The 17,379-nt window shown below is 63.4% G+C and carries 15 protein-coding genes and 2 pseudogenes; 8 read left to right on the top strand and 9 right to left on the bottom strand.

Annotation, left to right across the window (positions count from 1 at the left end; all coding sequences use genetic code 11):
* The first annotated feature begins 20 nt into the window (after window positions 1-20).
* The 5 genes and pseudogenes from ABIB14_RS09645 to ABIB14_RS09625 all read left to right on the top strand — a co-directional run bounded on the left by ABIB14_RS09645 (window position 21) and on the right by ABIB14_RS09625 (window position 4,462).
* A complete protein-coding gene (locus ABIB14_RS09645) occupies window positions 21-1,100 on the top strand; it encodes an ABC transporter substrate-binding protein (protein ID WP_354235661.1) in 1,080 nt (359 codons plus the stop codon).
* The gene (locus ABIB14_RS09640; protein WP_354235660.1) at window positions 1,097-2,059 is read left to right on the top strand and encodes a nucleoside hydrolase; all 963 of its coding nucleotides are present in this window, start codon (window positions 1,097-1,099) and stop codon (window positions 2,057-2,059) included. The genes ABIB14_RS09645 and ABIB14_RS09640 overlap by 4 nt, the downstream gene beginning before the upstream one ends.
* Window positions 2,056-3,189 (top strand): adenosine deaminase family protein, encoded by a 1,134-nt coding sequence (locus ABIB14_RS09635; RefSeq protein WP_354235659.1) that lies wholly within the window; start codon window positions 2,056-2,058, stop codon window positions 3,187-3,189. Before ABIB14_RS09640 ends, ABIB14_RS09635 begins: the two co-directional genes overlap by 4 nt.
* A 157-nt stretch (window positions 3,190-3,346) precedes the next feature.
* Window positions 3,347-3,478, top strand: a pseudogene (locus tag ABIB14_RS09630) (hypothetical protein); the annotation flags it as partial.
* Between the two features lie 111 nt (window positions 3,479-3,589).
* Complete coding sequence (locus tag ABIB14_RS09625; RefSeq protein ID WP_354235658.1) at window positions 3,590-4,462, top strand: ribokinase; 873 nt, start codon at window positions 3,590-3,592, stop codon at window positions 4,460-4,462.
* Window positions 4,463-5,409: 947 nt separating this feature from the next.
* Here the strand turns inward: ABIB14_RS09625 and ABIB14_RS09620 are convergent.
* The 8 genes from ABIB14_RS09620 to ABIB14_RS09585 all read right to left on the bottom strand — a co-directional run bounded on the left by ABIB14_RS09620 (window position 5,410) and on the right by ABIB14_RS09585 (window position 12,831).
* Window positions 5,410-6,720: an ABC transporter permease gene (locus tag ABIB14_RS09620; RefSeq protein WP_354235657.1), complete on the bottom strand. Its 1,311-nt coding sequence runs from the start codon at window positions 6,718-6,720 to the stop codon at window positions 5,410-5,412.
* Window positions 6,721-6,726: 6 nt separating this feature from the next.
* Window positions 6,727-7,656, bottom strand: coding sequence for an ABC transporter ATP-binding protein (locus ABIB14_RS09615; RefSeq protein ID WP_354235656.1), 930 nt, complete (start codon window positions 7,654-7,656; stop codon window positions 6,727-6,729).
* A 190-nt stretch (window positions 7,657-7,846) separates the two neighbouring features.
* On the bottom strand, window positions 7,847-8,554 hold the full coding sequence (locus tag ABIB14_RS09610; protein ID WP_354235655.1) for a class I SAM-dependent methyltransferase: 708 nt from the start codon (window positions 8,552-8,554) through the stop codon (window positions 7,847-7,849).
* 141 nt (window positions 8,555-8,695) lie between these two features.
* On the bottom strand, window positions 8,696-10,234 hold the full coding sequence (locus ABIB14_RS09605) for a putative bifunctional diguanylate cyclase/phosphodiesterase (protein WP_354235654.1): 1,539 nt from the start codon (window positions 10,232-10,234) through the stop codon (window positions 8,696-8,698).
* Window positions 10,235-10,306: 72 nt separating this feature from the next.
* Window positions 10,307-10,687 (bottom strand): DUF7793 family protein, encoded by a 381-nt coding sequence (locus ABIB14_RS09600; RefSeq protein WP_354235653.1) that lies wholly within the window; start codon window positions 10,685-10,687, stop codon window positions 10,307-10,309.
* A gap of 196 nt (window positions 10,688-10,883) precedes the next feature.
* Window positions 10,884-11,009 (bottom strand): hypothetical protein, encoded by a 126-nt coding sequence (locus tag ABIB14_RS09595; RefSeq protein WP_354235652.1) that lies wholly within the window; start codon window positions 11,007-11,009, stop codon window positions 10,884-10,886.
* Window positions 11,010-11,379: 370 nt separating this feature from the next.
* A complete protein-coding gene (locus ABIB14_RS09590) occupies window positions 11,380-11,682 on the bottom strand; it encodes a DUF4193 domain-containing protein (protein WP_354235651.1) in 303 nt (100 codons plus the stop codon).
* 840 nt (window positions 11,683-12,522) lie between these two features.
* Window positions 12,523-12,831: a hypothetical protein gene (locus ABIB14_RS09585; protein ID WP_354235650.1), complete on the bottom strand. Its 309-nt coding sequence runs from the start codon at window positions 12,829-12,831 to the stop codon at window positions 12,523-12,525.
* 341 nt (window positions 12,832-13,172) lie between these two features.
* Here ABIB14_RS09585 and mobC point away from each other — a divergent pair, with 341 nt between their 5' ends.
* From mobC to ABIB14_RS09570, 3 genes are read left to right on the top strand one after another with little or no spacing between them, the layout of a single operon-like run.
* The gene (gene mobC, locus ABIB14_RS09580; RefSeq protein WP_354235649.1) at window positions 13,173-13,478 is read left to right on the top strand and encodes a plasmid mobilization relaxosome protein MobC; all 306 of its coding nucleotides are present in this window, start codon (window positions 13,173-13,175) and stop codon (window positions 13,476-13,478) included.
* A gap of 2 nt (window positions 13,479-13,480) precedes the next feature.
* Window positions 13,481-15,112 (top strand): relaxase/mobilization nuclease domain-containing protein, encoded by a 1,632-nt coding sequence (locus ABIB14_RS09575; protein ID WP_354235648.1) that lies wholly within the window; start codon window positions 13,481-13,483, stop codon window positions 15,110-15,112.
* Between the two features lie 44 nt (window positions 15,113-15,156).
* Entirely contained in the window at window positions 15,157-16,353 is a 1,197-nt protein-coding gene (locus ABIB14_RS09570) for a hypothetical protein (protein WP_354235647.1), read from the top strand.
* Between the two features lie 814 nt (window positions 16,354-17,167).
* Here ABIB14_RS09570 and ABIB14_RS09565 read toward each other — a convergent pair.
* Window positions 17,168-17,379, bottom strand: a pseudogene (locus ABIB14_RS09565) (alanine dehydrogenase); the annotation flags it as partial.

Raw genomic sequence — 17,379 nt, 5'->3', positions numbered from 1 at the left:
CCCTCCCCGAAAGTGAACCCATGCAAAAGATCAACCGAATGAAAGGCCTCGCGTTTGGGGCCGCTCTCGTCGCCGCAGCGCTGACCATGACGGCCTGCGGAAGCGGCCAGTCCGGCAGCCCGGGCGGCGAAGAAGAGAAGAAGCTCGTGCTGAGCTCCTTCGCTTTTGGCGTCGACGACCTCAAGAAGTCCGTCATCGAGCCCTTCACCAAAGCCACTGGCATCGAGGTAGAGATCGAGAGCGGCTCCAACGCGGACCGCCTGTCCAAACTGGAGCTGAATAAGAATTCCGGAATCGACGTCATGCTGATTGCGGACTACTACGCAGCACTCGGTCAGGCCAAGGACCTCTTTGCCAAGGTCGACGCCTCCAAGATTCCGAACATGGCCAAGATTTCCCCTTTCGCTTCTGACGAAAAGTTCAACGGCCCGGCATATACGTTCCAGCTCAACGGCATGATGTACCGCACCGACGTCATGGGCGCGGACAAAGCCGCCAAATGGGAAACGCTGGCTGACCCAGCCAATGCACGCAAGGTCGCACTGCCCGACCTCGCCGCGTCATCGGGTCAGCTGACTCTGTCAGGCGTGTCCGCCACCTATGGTTCCGGTCCCTTCGACGTGGACAAAGGCTTTGCCAAACTCGGCGCGCTGGCGCCGTCGACCCTGAAGTTCTACACGGCATCCACTGAGGTCACCAACCTGATCCAGCAGAAGGAAATCGTGCTTGCCCCCGCGCTGGATGGATTTGCATACAATCTTGTCCGCTCCGGCGCCCCCGTTGCATGGACACCCCCAGCAACCGGCAAATACATGACCACTAACCGTGCCATGGTGGTTAAGGGCACACAGCATCCGACCAACGCAGCGAAGTTCATTGACTACCTGCTTTCGTCCGAAGCGCAATCCGCATCGGCCCAGGCTCTCGGCGACAAGCCGGTCAACCCGGCGGCCACCTTTCCCGAACTCCTGACCAAGATTTCCGGCCCGGCCGCCAAGGACCCGGTCGCGGCCGGCTTCACAGCCCTGGACCCGGCGCCGATCGTGGAGAACCGCTCCAAGTGGGTTGAGCGCTACGCCCGGGAGGTGTCGTCCAAATGACGGTTCCAGTCATCATTAGTTGCGACCCCGGGATCGACGACGCCGTGGCGTTGGCTTTGGCCTTCGGCTCGCCCAAGCTGGATGTTCTGGCCGTCGCGGCCACCGCGGGCAATGTTTCCTTGGAGGTGGCTTCCGCGAATGCAACGGCCCTGCTTGACCTGCTAGGAGTATCGCCGGAATTCCCGGTGTACCTGGGTTCCGTCGGCCCGCTGGCTGGCGGCATCCGGGTCCCGGACGAGCCCGTCCACGGCAAGGGCGGGCTCGGCGGCGTCCGGCTTCCCCCGTCCACGCGCAGCGTGGAACCGGGAGCTGTGGAACACCTGGCCCGACTCATCCTCTCCCGACCCGGGGAAATTACCGTGCTCGCGCTAGGGCCGCTGACCGACGTCGCCCGTATGTTCACCGACTACCCGGAGACCATTGCGGCGATCCACCGCCTCGTCATCATGGGCGGGGCCGTATTCAGTCAAGGAAACTACACCCTCAGCGCCGAGTTCAACTTCTACGCGGACCCGGAGGCCGCCGCGCAGGTGCTGGAGCAAGGCCAGCGGATCGATCTCGTTCCGGTCGACGTAACCCGGAAGACTGCCGTGAGTCGGGCCATGGCGACAGAGCTCGCCGGGATGCCAGCACCCACGGGCGTCTTCGGGTCCATGCTCGTTAACATGTGCGACAACATGGTCAGCCGCGGCCGTCCGGATGTTGCGGTCATGCATGACGCCCTTGCCGCCGCCGCCGTCATGGACCCCGGACTTATCATCTGGCAAGACGCCACCGCCACGGTGGAACTTGACGGGACACTGACCCGCGGCGCCGTTGTCGCGGACGTCCGTGGCGTCTCCGGACGGCCGGTGAACCTGCGTTACGGGTCGGACGTGCTGGTGGGGCCCTTCCTGGAAATGCTGACTGAACATCTCAGCGGCCTGTGCCAGACCATAGAGAAAGCAACAACTTCATGACCAACAGCCTCGCTTACGGCGACTACTTGGACCAGATGCCGAAGACCGACCTTCATGTCCACCTGACCGGAACCGTGCGGGCCGCAACCTTCGCCGAGCTTGCGGCCCGAGAGGGCCTGCAGCTCCCGGACGATCCATTGACGATTTTCAAGAACATCAACTCCCGCCCCCCGGACCCGGCGCTCTACAGATCCACGCGCATCCCGGTGACCCAGGGACCGTCCGCCGATGAGCCCGAGGTTTCTTACTCGCTCTTTCAGGCCTCCGAATGGGTGCTGAGTTGCCTGCGCTCCTCAGAGGATTTCACTAGAATCGTCTACGAAGCCTTCGAAGACGCACACTCCAGCGCCACCCGACACTTGGAGCTGTTCTTCGATGAGCTGCCACCGAACGCGGCGAATCTGGGATACGCCGGATACGTCGAGGCGATGGCCGAGGGTATCCGCCGCGCCGAGGCCGACTTTGGTATGACGGGTCGACTGATTGCTGGCATAGACCGCAGCAAGTCGGCCCAACACGCCCTCTCACTGGTGCAGACTATGGTGGATAATCCGCACTCTTACGTGGTGGGCATCGGCTTGGACAACCTTGAGACGTCGGGGCCGCCTGAGCGCTTCGAAACTGCTTACAAACTTGCGGGACTTCACGGACTCAAGCGCACCGCACACTCGTCTGAGCACGCGCCGGTGGCGCAGAACACCATCACGTGCCTGGATCTACTTGGTTGCGACAGAATCGATCACGGGTACTTCGTGCTCGAAGACGACGAAGTCCTGGCCCGGCTCCGCGAACAACAAGTGCCTTTCACAGGTGTCTTCACCACCTCACGCCGCTCCTGGCGTCCGTGGCGCCGTGCGTCATTCAAGGCAATGCTCGACGCCGGCCTGAAGATGGTCATCGCCTCCGACGACCCCGGCATGTTCCCCACCACACTCGCAAGCGAGTATAGGATCGCGGCTTTCCAGCTGGGACTGGATCGCGAGACCATGCGCGAAATCTCGCTGAACGGAGTGGACGCCTGCTGGCTACCCGAGCGTGAAAAGGCAGAATTGCGGGCCCGATTCCTCACCGAACTTGATGCCTTGGAAAAAAAGTTCCAGTCCGAGGTCCTATCCGTCGGCAGGGCGTAGTAACCGCCGACGCTTCTGAATGCTTGGGTAATCAAGTTTCAATTTTCCCGCGCGCTCACTCCGATCCGACAATCGATCTCGCAACAGCTGTCCGGCAGTAGACCGCCCGTGTTGGGCCGCCTACTGCCGAACAACGGCAAACCGCCAGTGACCCCGTGCTGTGGCCACCGCCACCGCCCAGGAAGCCCTCGCCACCGGCAAAGGCGTCGCCGAGCTCGTCCTCGAACACGGACTCCTCGCCCACGCTCAACTCCAGGAACCCCTCAGCCCCCAGCGCATGGCCGCCTGAGCAAATAGGCCCCCATCACGGGCTGCAGTACGAGGGGTTTTGTCAGGCACCTCTCTTGTCCCATCCATTTCCCATCCACGCAGCACAGGGCCTGCCGGAACAAGGATTCTCATGAACCAGCCACTCCTGCCACCTCTCACAGTGATCGGCAGCATCAATCTTGACCTGATCGCCTCCACTGACCGACTGCCCGCCGCGGGCGAGACCGTCGGCCGCGGACTGCTACACCGGCAGGCTGGCGGAAAGGGCGCCAACCAGGCAACGGCCGCGGCTCGGCTCGGTGGAGGTGTGCGGCTAATCGGATCGATCGGGAACGACGAAGCCGGCAGACAACTACTCGGTACGCTCGCAGCGTCAGGCGTCAACGTCGCTGACATATTGCTCAGCAGCCAACCGACCGGGACCGCCCTGATTGTCGTTGACCGCTTTGGGGAGAACCAAATTGTCGTCTGCCCCGGCGCCAACTCCCAGCTGTCACTCGAAGGCATAAGTTTCGCCGATGACGAAAGCGTCCTTTGCCAACTGGAGAACGGAGTCGATGTGGTGCTTGAAGCCAGCCGCCAGCACCGGGGCTACTTTGCACTCAATGCCGCCCCAGCCGAATCCCTCCCCGATGAGCTCGTGACACGGTGCGACCTCGTGATCGTCAATGAAACCGAATTCGCACTGCTCCCCGAGCTATCGAACGCACGGCTCGTGGCCGTGACCTACGGCGAAAGAGGCTCTGCCATATACGAATACGGCACGTTGGTCGCTCGCGCAGCCGCTCTCCCCACCCGCGTCGTGAATACCGTCGGGGCCGGCGACGCCTTCTGTTCGGCGCTGGTCCTGGCACTGCGCACAGGACATGACTACCACCGGGCCCTCGCGGCGGCAAACGCGGTAGGCTCCGACGCCGTAAGAGATGCTTCCTCACAGCCGCGGCTCTCCTCACTGGAGCATTACCTCGAGACGACCCGGACCACTCCAGGCAATCGGCGATAACAGTTCCTGAACCGAAAGCACGGGCGTCGGACGTTCACGGGCGCGCGGAGGAGCCCGTGTGGCGCCACCGTTCTAAGGGCGCGGTGATCATCGGAAACTGTCTGGACTGGGGCTTCGACGAACGGCACGCCCTAGGGCCGCTGAATTCCTTGTTACTGGAAAGCCGAACGGCCGAACTGACCGAAGTGCTCGCCAGCTAGACCGATCCGGTGGCTGGCCACTCCGGGCGATCCGCCGCGGGTGGCCGGGGTGGTGGGTGGTTACTGGCAGCGGACCGCCCGTTCCCGCCAACGGGCCGTGAGGAGTTCGTGCTCGCAGGGGCTCGCACCCTCGTCGGGCGTCCGCTGCCGCGGCCGGCGGTCGGGGTCCAGGGAGCGACGTCGCAGAGTTCCGGACCCCTTGGCCCTGTGTGCTTCAGGGCATTTTCTCGCTGTTGTCCTTGCGGCTCTGTGCGGGGGTGGCAGCTGGGTGGGCCTGAAGTTCTGGAACTATTGCGGCGGAAAAAGTCTTAGTAGGAGTAGTACTCCCGCTACTTTTCTTGTTCCGGACGGTAGGAATGATGACGCAGAGTGTGAAAGACCGCGTGTACGCCGCCGCCGAGAAGATCAGTGCGGAGCGGCGTCCGACCGTGTCGACCGTTCGTGCCGCGGCGGGCGTAAGTAATGCCGATGCCATCCGGTACATGAAGGAGTGGGCCGCTACGAGCGCGGGGGGTGGAAGTGATCAGCGCCGCGTCGCGCCGATCCGGTAGCCCCGTTGCCGCCCGGTACACGGAGGGGATCATCACGGGTACGGCGGTGCCGATCCCGGTGAACGCCCCGGCCTTGATGGGGTGAGGTCCCTGGTTCGTCTTCGGCCCTGGTTCCTCTGGCCTTTCATTCCTTTGCCGCCGCAGGTTGCGATGCCCTTTGGGTCTGGCCGAGGGCCATCGCGGCCTGGCCGCGGGGTCATTTGCCTGCGGGCGGGGTGCGTTTGCGGAAGGTGCCGGCGATGGAGAGTCTGCCGGAGTATTGGATGGATCCGTAGCGGAAGAGGTGGACGGCGAGGCGGAGGATGAGGAACCCGACAATGAACAGTTCGGCGATGACGATGGTTGCCTCGAGCGGTGTGAGGGTGCCGAAGCCGTTGCGGAGCAGGGCGGTGACGGGGGCTGAGAGGGGGAAGTACGTGAAGATCTGCACGATGGGGGCGTGCGGGTCGGAGATGATCAGGCTGATCGCGTAGAACGGGACGAAGATCAGGGCCATGAGGGGCCCGAAGATGGTGCCGGCGTCTTTGGCGGTGGGCATGATCGCGCCGATCGCGACGAGGACGCCGGTGAAGACGGTGAAACCGCCCAGGAGCAGGAGCGCCCCGACGAGCATGGTTCCGGGTTCGAAGCTGAGGGTGGACAGGTCCAGGTCGGGGAGGGCGAGTTTGTCTCGGAAGAAGAGGTATCCGATGGCGATGGGGGTGAGGAAGACCAGGATCTGGAGGAGGCCGACCATGAACAGGGCGATGACTTTGCCGATGATCAGGGTGGTGGGGTTCAGGGTGGTGAGGATCATTTCGGTGACCCGGTTTTCTTTCTCTTCCAGGGTGCTGTTGAGCATCTGGCTGGAGAGCAGAATGATCGAGACGTAGAAGATCAGCAGGAACATCAGCGGCGGGATCGCGGCGCCGAAGCCTCCGGATGGTTGGCCGTCTTTGAAGGTTGTGGCTTCGGTTTTGACGGTGCCGCTGGCCGCGGCCGTGAGCTGCGGGGACCCGATCGTGGCCTGGGCTGAGGCGGTGAGGAGTTGTTTGGCGACGGCGTCGTATTTGCCGTTTTCGAAGATCCCCTTGTCCGCCCCGTAGACCTTGACCGGCTGCGTGGCTGGCTTGGCGGGGTAGGCGAAGTACGCGTCGGTGAGGCCTTTTTTCACGTCCTGCAGGGCTTGGGCGGGGTCGGTTACCTTTTTCCCGCCCATCGCCGTTGCGATCTGCGGGGCGATGAGTCCGGAGTCGTCGGTGTAGGTGAAGGCCATGGTCGCGGTCTTTTGGGCATCCGCGCTGGCTGCGGTGGAGGAGTTACTGAGGTAGACGAGGGCGAACACGATGGCCATGACGACGGGGATGGCGAGGGTCGCGATCCAGAAGCTGCGTTTTTTCATGGTGCGGGTGAATTCGAACCCGACGACGGTGCGGAGGTTGTGCTGCGCGAAGGGGCGCTTCGGGGCCGGCGGCGGGGTGGCCGGGCCCGCGGGGGAGGGGAGTTGTGTGCTGGTGCGTTGTGTCATGGGGTTTTATGCCTCCGCCATATTGTGGGTTTCGCCGTAGACCTTGATGAAGATCTCGTCGAGGGATGTCCTGGCGGTGGTAAAGGACCGGACGGCGAGGCCGTGGGTGATGAGTTCGCGCAGGACCGTGGTTTCGTCCGCGCCGGGGCGGGGGGAGAGCTCGGCGTTGCCGCCGGCGTCGGTAACGACGTCGAACAGGGCCGAGGGCGGGAGGGTGCCGGTGTAGGTGAGGCGGTAGAGGGTCCCGCCGAATTGTTCCTGGACGTCGGCGATGGTGCCGTAGGCGCGGGCGGTGCCGTCTTTGAGCAGGATGACCCGGTCGCAGAGGCGTTCGACTTCTTCCATCTGGTGGGTGACCATGACGACGGTCGCGCCGGCGAGCTTTTGTTCGTCGATGATGTCCATCAGCAGGCGCCGGTTGACCGGGTCAAAGCCCTTGGTGGGTTCGTCCAGGATCAGTAGTTCGGGGTCGTTCATGATCGTCACCCCGAGCTGGATTTTCTGCTGCTGCCCGCCGGAGAGCTTATCCATCCGCGTGGTGGCTTTGTCGGCAAGGTCCACGCGTTCCAGGTACTCCCGGGACCAGGTTTTCGCGCGGGCTTTGTCCAGGCCTTTGAGCCGGCCGAAGTAGACCATCACATCCAGGACGGCTTCTTTTTTGTAGAGGCCGCGTTCCTCGGGGAGGTAGCCGAGCCGTGCCCCGTCCGCCGGGGTGAAGGGCTTACCGCCGATGTGGAGGGTCCCGGCGGTGGGCTGGTAGATCCCCAGCAGCGCCCGGAGCGTGGTGGTCTTCCCGGAACCGTTGCTGCCGAGGAACCCGAAGGTTTCCCCGGCCCGGACATCGAAGGACAGGTCCTTGATGACGGTCGTGTCCCCGAAGTCCATCCGGAAGTCTTTGATGTGTACAAGCGGCTCCGCCGCGTCCCCCAACGTCATGACCACCACTCTAACCATGCATGTGTCGAGAGCTGGTGAAGCGCGGCGCAGTACGCGAGGAACGACATGAGGGGCCTATGCGGTGCTTCGCGTCGGCTGCTCACTGGGTTCGCGGGACTTCGCTGCCGGCCCGCTTTTGTTGATCCGGGCGCTCACCGAGGGGCCTGCGGAACCCTTGGGGGCCAACCGATCAGTGAAGGGGTGGATGGTTGTGCGTGAGGTTAGGTTCGGCCGTTGGGAGGTGGGCCCCGGCCATGAGGGCGAAGTAACCTGGTACCCGTTGCAGTTGGCCGGCGGGGTTCATTGGGACGACGTCGATGTTGACCGGTCCGTCAGCGATGACGCGCCAGTCCGTTTCGGAAAAGACACTGCGTCGTTCCCGGGCGCCGAAACGCCCCGGGCGGGGTAGATTTTCCAGGGCCCGCTGCAGCTGACTGGGCACATGGTCACTTGTTGCGCCAAGACCGGCCAGGTAGTCGAGGCTGTTTCCGGGAAAATTGGTTTCTGCTAGAAACACGCGCCCGGTCTTTCCGACTACTGTTTTGAGGTTTGCCGCCAGCGCAGCCTGTTTGCCTGGTTTCAGGACGTGGAACACTCCGCGGACGAAGACGTTCGCGGGTCCCATCTGCTCCAGGAGGAGGTCCCCGGCGTCCGCCTTTGTGGCGTCCAGGACTGTGAAGGAGCAATTTTGGATGTCCCTGGCTTCCCGGGTGGCCCTTGCTACGGCGCCAGCGGAAACGTCGATCCCGAGAACCGTCGGAAACAAGGTGGCAAGCCACCGGGTGTAGGTGCCGTTGCCGCAGCCGATGTCAATGACGGGAAGGGACGGATCAAAGTGCGCGAGAACCAGGTCTGTGTACTGTTTGCGCTCGGCCGGGGAGTCGGAGTCCCAGAGCACGTCTCCGTCATGACCGGTAGTTTGTATGCCGTTCCAGTATCTTTCCCAGGCGGCATGCGGGTTTCGTGGCGCGTGGGAGGTAAGGCGCACAACTGTTGGGACGAGCAGCATCCGGTCCCATAGTTTAGACATAATCACACCTTACAACCGGGGTTCGGAGCCTCTGATTCGGTCGAGAATTGCCGCGGCGGGGGCAGGGCGCCCGAAGTAGTAGCCCTGCCCGTAGAGGCAGCCCATAGCTTGGAGCCGGGCGGCCTGTTCGGCGGTTTCGATGCCCTCGACGATTGCTTCGAGTTCGGCTGCTGAGATTAGCTGGAGGATGGCAGAGACGAATTTCTGTTGCCGGGGGTCGGTTTCGAGGTTCTTGATCAGGGAACGGTCGACTTTGACAGTGTCAGCGGGAAGCGCCCGCAGATAGCTGATGGATGAATAGCCGGTCCCGAAGTCGTCGATATGTAGTCCGACGCCCAGGGCGCGGAGCTTTTCAAGTACCTGTTGTTCCCCCGTCCTGCGGGACATCAGGACGCTCTCGGTGATCTCCAGCACCAAGCGGGCGGGCTCAATATCGTTTTTAGTCAGGGTCTCGTTGACGTCTGCGAGTAGATCGCTGCGAAGGAGTTCGGCTGCCGAGAGATTGATGTGCAAGCGGAACTCCGTTAGCTGGGGGGCCTCTTGTTTCCACCGGCCCAGCTGAGCTATCCCCTCGTTCAGGACCCACCGTCCAAGTTCCAGGATCAGGCCTGTCTCTTCCGCAAGGCCGATAAAGCTGTCCGGCATGATGGTTCCGCGGACGGGGTGGTGCCATCGGAGGAGCGCTTCGATGCCGGTGACTTTGCCGGATGCCAATTCAATGACCGGCTGGTAGTGCAACGCCAGCTGACCGCTGGAAGCTGCCATTCGCAATTCGCCGGTGATTCGGGATCGTTCCTGAACGACGTTGAGCATATCCGGGTGGAAAAGTTGGACCCTGTTCCGGCCCTGGGCCTTGGCCTGGTACATGGCGATATCGGCATCACGGACCAGTTCCTCTGCTGACTGTCCCGGGTCGTGGAGGCAAATTCCGATGCTGCCCGTGGCCCAGACCGTTTCTGCCCCGATCTCCACGCCTTCCTGCAGGGCTTCCCACGAACGGTGTGCAATGAGCATGACTTCGTCATCGCTCGCTCCGGTGATGAGGACTGCGAATTCATCTCCGCCGAGGCGGGCCACAGTGTCCGAGGCCTGGACGACGGAGCGGAGGCGACAGGAAACCTCGACCAGCACGGCATCGCCGGCGCTGTGGCCCAGAGTGTCGTTGATAGCTTTGAAGGAATCCAGGTCCAGAATGAGCACGGCCGGGGCATGTCCGTTGTCTGTGCCGGTCCGGATGGCGTCGTGGATCCGCTCGTTGAGCATGATCCTATTGGCCAGACCGGTTAGGGCGTCCGTTTTGGCCATGCGTTCCAGCTCCACTTGCGTTCGACGCAACGTGGCCGTTCGGACGGCCACGCGTTCCTCAAGATCCGCGTAAATATGCCCGAGCTCCTCTGCCAGGAGGTTAACTCCGGTAATGACCGCGTCAATGGCATCGCCTTGTTCCGAGGGCTCGATGCGTGCGTTCAGCTCTCCGGCGGCCAGCCGGACAATGCCGTCAACCAGCTGTTCCAGGCGCGGGTCCTCAACGCCTTCCCCTGGATTCATGCGTCCCGCACTACCGGTGGGCGCCGTGAAGTGCTCGTCGGGGACTCCGTCCTACCAGATAGATCCCGGCGCCTACCGGACGGCATCGAGCCAGTCCGTTGCCTCGCTGCGGGAGGTGAAGAACCGGGTCGGGCAGGGAGGTATGTGTACGCCGAGAAAAAAGTTCGCCAGTACCCGGTCTACCGGGGACCGCCCCAACAGGGCGATACGGGAGGCATCGCAGGGAATGGACCAGATGCCCCTGGCTTCCCGGCTGACCGAAGCGACAGTAGCCATGTCGACCAGCATCGGGTGGGCCACACCTTGGCATACCTCGTTGACTTTCGCCATTGCGGCCCTGGCGTCCTCAACCTCAATGTTGATCCCGGACAACCACTGCAAGTGGACGAAGCCGTCCTCGCGCAGTTCGACGCTGCCTTTTCCGCCGTCCACGGTCTTCGGTGCTACGACCACGTCGCCTCCTGAATGGGTTGCCGAACCTTTCGGCAACTTCTCAAAGGTACCCGGCGGTTTGCCCCGCCGGGATAAGTCCTTGATGACTGTCGTATCTGAGACGTCCGTCCAAGGTGCTGGAGCAAGCATGAGTTGAGAATTGGTGGCTAAAGGTGCAGGACGCGAAACGGCGGAACACGGTTGGCCGCCCATGCCGCTAGCGGGGTTCGCCGGACTTCGCTTCCAGCCGGCGAACGATCGCTGCGGCGGCCGCTGCGGCAACTGCCCCGATGAGAAAAGCCTGCACGGCACCGATGTAATGCCGGAACAATGTAAAAGGCACGAAACCCGGCAGCGTAGACGGCGAGGACTCGAAAGACCCTGGTCTTAGACCTCATCGACCGAGGCCACAGCACTCTGGTTCCCACCCGCCCGCCTGCCCGTGCTTCAGCCGGGAACCTTGCAACCTATCTTGTTTCCGGGGAGTAGTCCGGCGTCGATTCTGGTGCAGTTGTGCTGCATAGTCACGGCAGAGGGTGATTCCGTTCAGCCGGCTGATTGTTTCATTGTGCTGCGGCGTTCCTGCGCCTGGACTTGCCGTCTTGAACGACGGCTCTGACGACTCCGTAGAGGACGTAGAAGAAGGATTTCCACCCCGTCCCCTGATGCAGGTCCCGCGACGTAGATCGCATGGCCGGTGGCGTGGTTGCGATTCAGGCTTCGCAGTCGATGCAGTAGTTGTGTCCGTTTTTGGTTCGTGCGATTTGGGAGTTGTGGCGGACGAGGAAACAGGAATAGCAGGTGAATTCGTCCGGGGCTTGGGGGATGACGTGGATGATGAGTTCTTCGCCGGAGAGGTCTGCTCCGGGGAGTTCGACGCCGTCGACGGTGTCTGTTTCGTCGAGTTCGAGCCCTACGCTGCGGGCATCGGGGGAGTTGGCCTCTTTGAGGGCGTCGATGGAGGCGTTGCGGGATTCGGCGACGTCGGGTCTCACTTCGTCGTAGTCGGCTGCCATGGGGTGGTTCTCGTTTCTGTTGGTGGGTTGTTCGGTGTGGACCCTACCGGACATTCGGCGCCCGGCTGCCATGGGGCGTGGATGATCCAGAGGTGTGTTGAGCGCGGGTAGAGGGGTTCATCATTGCCGGGTGACGGCGTCGCCCGGCAATGGGGCTCTTTGCGTCGCTGGTGCCATGTCATTGTCTTTGAGGTGACGAAGGCAATAAACGCTGTGGTGGCTCCTGAGGCTCCGCCGGCAAAGCCCGCCCAGGACGAAACCGACTCCACGCAGATCGAGTCCCCGCCCTGAGGAGAAGTAAGGGTCGAACGGCGGCGGCAATATCCGTGCGGCGAGGACGCCGGCGAGCATTGCGTAAAGAATCGATCCGCCAACTCTGTTGAAGAGATGGCGGGTCATCCGATGTGGGCGGGATGACAGTCTGTGGATGAGAACACCGCACAATAAACGCGGCTGCCGGGAGGATGGAGAGCGCCCAAAAGACGAGGAGTTGCGTTGTGGGTCATTGTCTGTCGTCACCGGTTTCCGTTCGAAGGCGAGTCTACGGGCCATCCCCTACGGCGCACGGACCTGCCACGGATTCCAGCCGTCCATGCAGAAGGTGATCGTAGGCCGCGTCGTCGAAAGGACGTACCAGCTTCTCCGGCGCCAGCCCTGGGATTTGTTCTGTACCACGGTCAGGGGAGGCTGTGCAGGATCGCCGGTCCCTGCGGTGAGATACACGCCTGCGGTGAGCCGGCGATGGTGTGCAGCCGGTTGGTTGGGTCCGGTCGTCCACGTGGGTGCGGGAAAAGCCCGGAGGTTTAGCTTTTGCCGTGCCCGGGTGGGCGAGGGGCAAGCTTACTGGGCCCCGGCAGCCTCACTCTGCGAGGCCGCGGAGCCCTCGTCTGTGGGGCGGATGCCTGCATATTTCCGGCGGCGCGTTGCGGTGCTGGATTCGAGTCCGAGTTTCTTGAGTTCTTCGGGGCTCCAGCCGTCTTTGGTGGCGCGGACGTAGGCGCGTTTGTCGTCGCGTTCGGCGGCGGCGAGCTGTTCGCGGAGGTCGGTGATCCGCTGCCTGGTGGTGACCAGGTTCGTGACGGACTCGATACGGGAGTCCAAGAGCGCCCGGGCCTGGTTGCGTGTCTGTTCGATATCAATGGTTGGCATGCACCCACCGTAACCACAGGCCTCGCCTATTTTGGGGCAACGACGCGCAGTGCTGCCCCAATCGGAATCGCCGGAAGAGGCAAAAGCGTTGAAAAGCAATCAAACAGAGACCGACGGAGCGGAGCAAGCTATACATTTACACGGGTGTAAATGGGTGTGTCGCTCACGGCCCTGTGGTTGTTTGCTTGGCACACTGGTCGTGTGGTCCCCGGTTCCGGGGTCGCTGCGCTGGGCTGTTTGCGGGGATTGGGGGAGCGGTGGGCGAATCGAGTGAGGCGCGTTCCCCGATCAGCAGGCGGCGCCGGGCGAACTCTCCGGCGGGGACGAAGAAGCGCAGGGATGTGTGGGTCACCGCGGCGGAGGAAGCGGCTCTGGTTGCCCGGGCTGCCCGGGAGAAGGTGACCGTGCCGAACCTGCTTCTTACCGCGGCCCTTAGTGAGGAGTCCGAGACGCCGACACAGCGGAAGGCGGCGATGGCTGAACTGATGGCGATCCACACCTTGTTGGCGCGGGTGTCGAACAACGTGAACCAGATCGCCCGGCACGCCAACGCCGGGGATGAGTTCCCGCTGGATGCGAAGGCGGCGTTGGCATATGTGCGTGACGTGGCGATGCGGATTGACCGCACGATCGAGGGGCTGATGTAGGGATGATTCCGAACATCACCCGCGGATCCCGCATGACGGGTCTGATCCTGTACCTGGCCTCCACCGACACTGATAAGACGAAGAACGTGCACAGCGATCCGCACCTGGTTGCCGGGGACGCGGCGGTCATGGCGTGGTACGACGACGGGGTTCTGGACCGCGACGACGCGATGGCTATTGCCAGACATTTGGATCAGCCCCGCAAGGGCTTCGGTGTTGAGGTGGTGCAGAAGGATTTCCGCTGGGATCCGGTCCGGAAGGAACGGGTGCCGAACGGTCACAAACAGGCCGATGTGTGGCATTGCTCGCTGAGTCTGCGCGCCGAGGAAGGAGCGCTGACGGATCAGCAGTGGGGTGACATCGCGAACGACTTCGTCGACGGGATGGGCTTCACGGAAGCGAGCGGCAAGGCACAGTGCCGCTGGGCCGCGATCAACCACGGAACATCCGAGAACGGCAACCACCATATCCACCTGGCCGTGTCCCTGGTCCGCGATGACGGCACGAAGGCGTCCACTCACGGCGACTACCAGCGGGCGCAGAAAATCTGCCGCGCCCTGGAGACCAAGTACAGTTTGGAAGAGCTCTCTTCTGTGCACGCGACCCGCGGCTACGAACGTGCCGAGAAGGCCACCGCGATCCGGGATGACCGCGAGATGCACCGTTCCTCGTTGGCCCGGAAGGTGCGCGCCAGCGCCAGCGCGTCGGTGAGTGAAGCGGAGTTCGTCCGCCGGGCACGGGACACCGGACTGCTGGTGCGGCCGCGCTATGCGAAGAACACCACCGACGTCGTCGTGGGTTACTCCGTAGCGGAACGCCCGGCGCGCGGGGAACGGCCCGTCTGGTTCGGCGGCGGAACCCTCGCCTCCGACCTGAAGCTCGGTGCGCTCAGGCAGGAATGGACGGACTCACCGCAGTCCGCGATGGACGCTGCAGCCGAATGGAATGCCGCAGCGAGGAACAAGCGCAAGGTCACAACGACCGGTCCGGAGAACGCCGTTCCCGGTCCCGAGGTGTGGGTCGAGTACACGCGCAACGCCACCGAACTGGCGGAGCGTCTGCGCGCCTTGCCGAAGGACGATCACGCGACCTGGGCGAAGGCCGCCCGTGACGCGTCCGGTGCGTTCGCGGCATGGTCCCACCGCATCGAAGCTGTTCCCGGGCCGCTGGCCGCAACCGCTGCTGAACTGTCCCGGACAGCACAGTTGCGCGCCCCCAGGGCGCACGGGAAACCGGTCCCGCTGCCCTCCATCGCGGGAACCGCGATGCTCTTCATGGCGGCTGCCAGTAAGGACAAAACCGCGGCGCAGACCGCACTGATGGTGCAGCTGATCAACACCGCGTTCGCCGTGTATGAAATGCACGCCCAGGCCGGCCGCACCCGGGAGGCCCAGCGCATCCGCGACGTGGTCACCCAGCAACTCGCACCATTCACTGCCACCATGCCCAAACCCGCCCTGGTCGGCGCCAGTGCGGCCCCGGCGCCGGGTGTCGGTGCAGCGACCACCGCTGCGGACATCGGACGCCGGGGCATGGCCCCGGTCCGCCCAGGTTCCGTGGTGCCCTCCGCAGCCGAAAAGGCCAAGACCCGCCAGCGCACCGGCCCCGAGAACGGGCCGGGCCTGGACCGCTAAAACCTGTACGAGATCAGAACACCTACGAGGGGGAGTACCGACCCATGACCGAAGCAGACGGCATTGACGAAGTAGTGGACGGCAGCCTCAGGCAGTCCCTGATGGCAGCCTCACGGCTTGCCGAGACTATCGCCCGGAGCCGGCAGGAATCCCTGCGCCAACGCGAGCAGCAAGACACCCAAACCGCCCACGAAGCGCGCGTCCGCTCTACCGCCGAACGGACCGCCGTGCAGGGTGCTCTCGCACCGGTCCATAAGGACCAGTGGTGGGACCACGCACAGCCCGATGACATCGCCCGGGTTCACGCCCTCGCCGATGGGTGGAAGGACCACGACCCGGCTGCTTTGGCCGCATCGACGCGGATCCGGACCGAGGTCCAGCGGCGCTATGGGATCGACACCCGGGATGTCGGTGCGGACGCCGAGTACCTGGAATCCGGCATCGAAACGATTAGCGCTGAACAGGCACGCCGTTCCGCTGTCGCAGAGCACCAGAAAGGTATGGCACTCATCGCCGCGGCACAGGCCGAAGAGCTTCGCGCCAAAGCCCGGACGCTTGCCCCGGAAATGGAACGGCACCAGGTCCCCATCGAGCACCTGACTAACCCGGCCCTGTCCGAGGCACTGCAGGGCGTCCACGACGCCAGAACGCCGGCGGCCATAGAAGCCGCCGACACAGCCGTCAAGGAACGCCTGTATTTGATCGGGAAAGACGGTCTGAGCGGTCCCACCATCGACCAGCTGCGGGACGAAACCACAGCGAACTTCAACGGTGCCGAAGCGGACCACTTCAAGGACGCCTCGTTTGTGGAGGCCGCCAAGGAATGGCACGAAGCGAAGCTCCTCGCCGAGGGCGGCTTCCACGGCTCCCAGGATCAGCCGCTGGAACAGCGCTACGAACGCTTCGAAGCGGAACTGTTCGCCCGCATCGAAGGCATGGGACGTGAGCTGGAGAATCGAGTCACCGGCGATGCCAGCAACAGTTTGAAAGACCAGGTCGAAGAAGCGATGACCGGCTCGGCTGCAGAGTACGGGTCTGCTGACCATCACCAGGCGTTCGCCGCATCGCTTGCCGGAACCGCCAGCGAAAACCAAGTGCAGGGCCGACTGGCCGCTGCCCGCAGTGAGGGCACACACCCCAGCACCGCTCTCGCACTTGGCAATGGTCCGGCTAAGCCAAGGAAGTCAACGTCGGCTGCCGCCCTGGATGCGCAGAAATCAAGGAACGGCCCCAGCCGCTGACCCTGCCGGTTCCCAGCACCGGCCGGTCCGGACGCCTCACATCGTTAGGATCGACCGCATGAGCTAGTCCGCATGAGCTAGTCCGCATGAGCTAGTCCGCATGAACGCTCCGGACCTCTGCATCCAGCTCTGCCCGCACCACCGCACGCGCCGGGGAATCCGAAAGCCTCTACGGCTCCAGGGGCAGAACCCGGCCGGGACACTCTTAAAAGCGGGGCCATTCGCAGGACCGGGTCGTTAGCATTCTCGGCCTCCATCAGCTCGCACCATTCCGATTCTGCTGCTTGGACGCGAAGAAAGATGCGGCTTCTCCCAGGAAATCGCATCCATCCGCAACTGCGCGTTTTCCCGCCGTAGACGCTCCAGCTGCCGTTGACAGCTGACCGGTCGATAGCTCGTGATCGACCGGTCTAGTCATCCAAAGGAACACCATTCGTCGCTTCGCTGCCAGTGGGAGGGACCATAAGGGACGTGATTTGTCTGGTGCCTACACGTGGTTTCGGGCGGCCCTCAAATAGTGTCCACCGGGACTCGCCTCGGGAGAATGTCGCGACTGCGTGCATCGAGGTGGCCCCTGCCCGCCAGCGTCCATGTCCCCCGCCTACCGCTAACGGAAGGCATAGTGCTCCCCTCGGCTATGAATTGCGTTTCTTCCTCGTCGTTGAGGGGTGCCCACCATCCGTTGACGGGGCAATGGTCTCCTGTCTGCGGATTCTGCGACCTTCCGTTGTCGGCAAGCCGGGCCTGCTGTAGTCGGTTGCGGTTCTTCACGTTGGTTCCCTTCTCGGCGCTTAATGTGGTTGCGGATTAGATGTTAGGCGGAGACCAGCTGGTGCCAGTCGGCGACGAGAGGCAGCTTGTGCGCCTCGGACACCGAGCGGTGCGCGACCTGGCCGGCAGCGATGTTCAGGCCGGCGGCGAGGGCGGCGTTGCGCTCAAACGCGGCCTGGACGCCGAGGTTGGCCAGTGAAACCGCGTAGCGCAGCGTGACGTTGGTCAGCGCGTACGTGGACGTGTTCGGGACGG

Origin of the sequence: Arthrobacter sp. UYEF3 (assembly GCF_040546245.1) — a bacterium.
Lineage (GTDB): Bacteria > Actinomycetota > Actinomycetes > Actinomycetales > Micrococcaceae > Arthrobacter.
The sequence above is the reverse complement of the archived record's forward strand: the minus strand, read 5'-3'. Positions and strand labels throughout refer to the sequence as shown.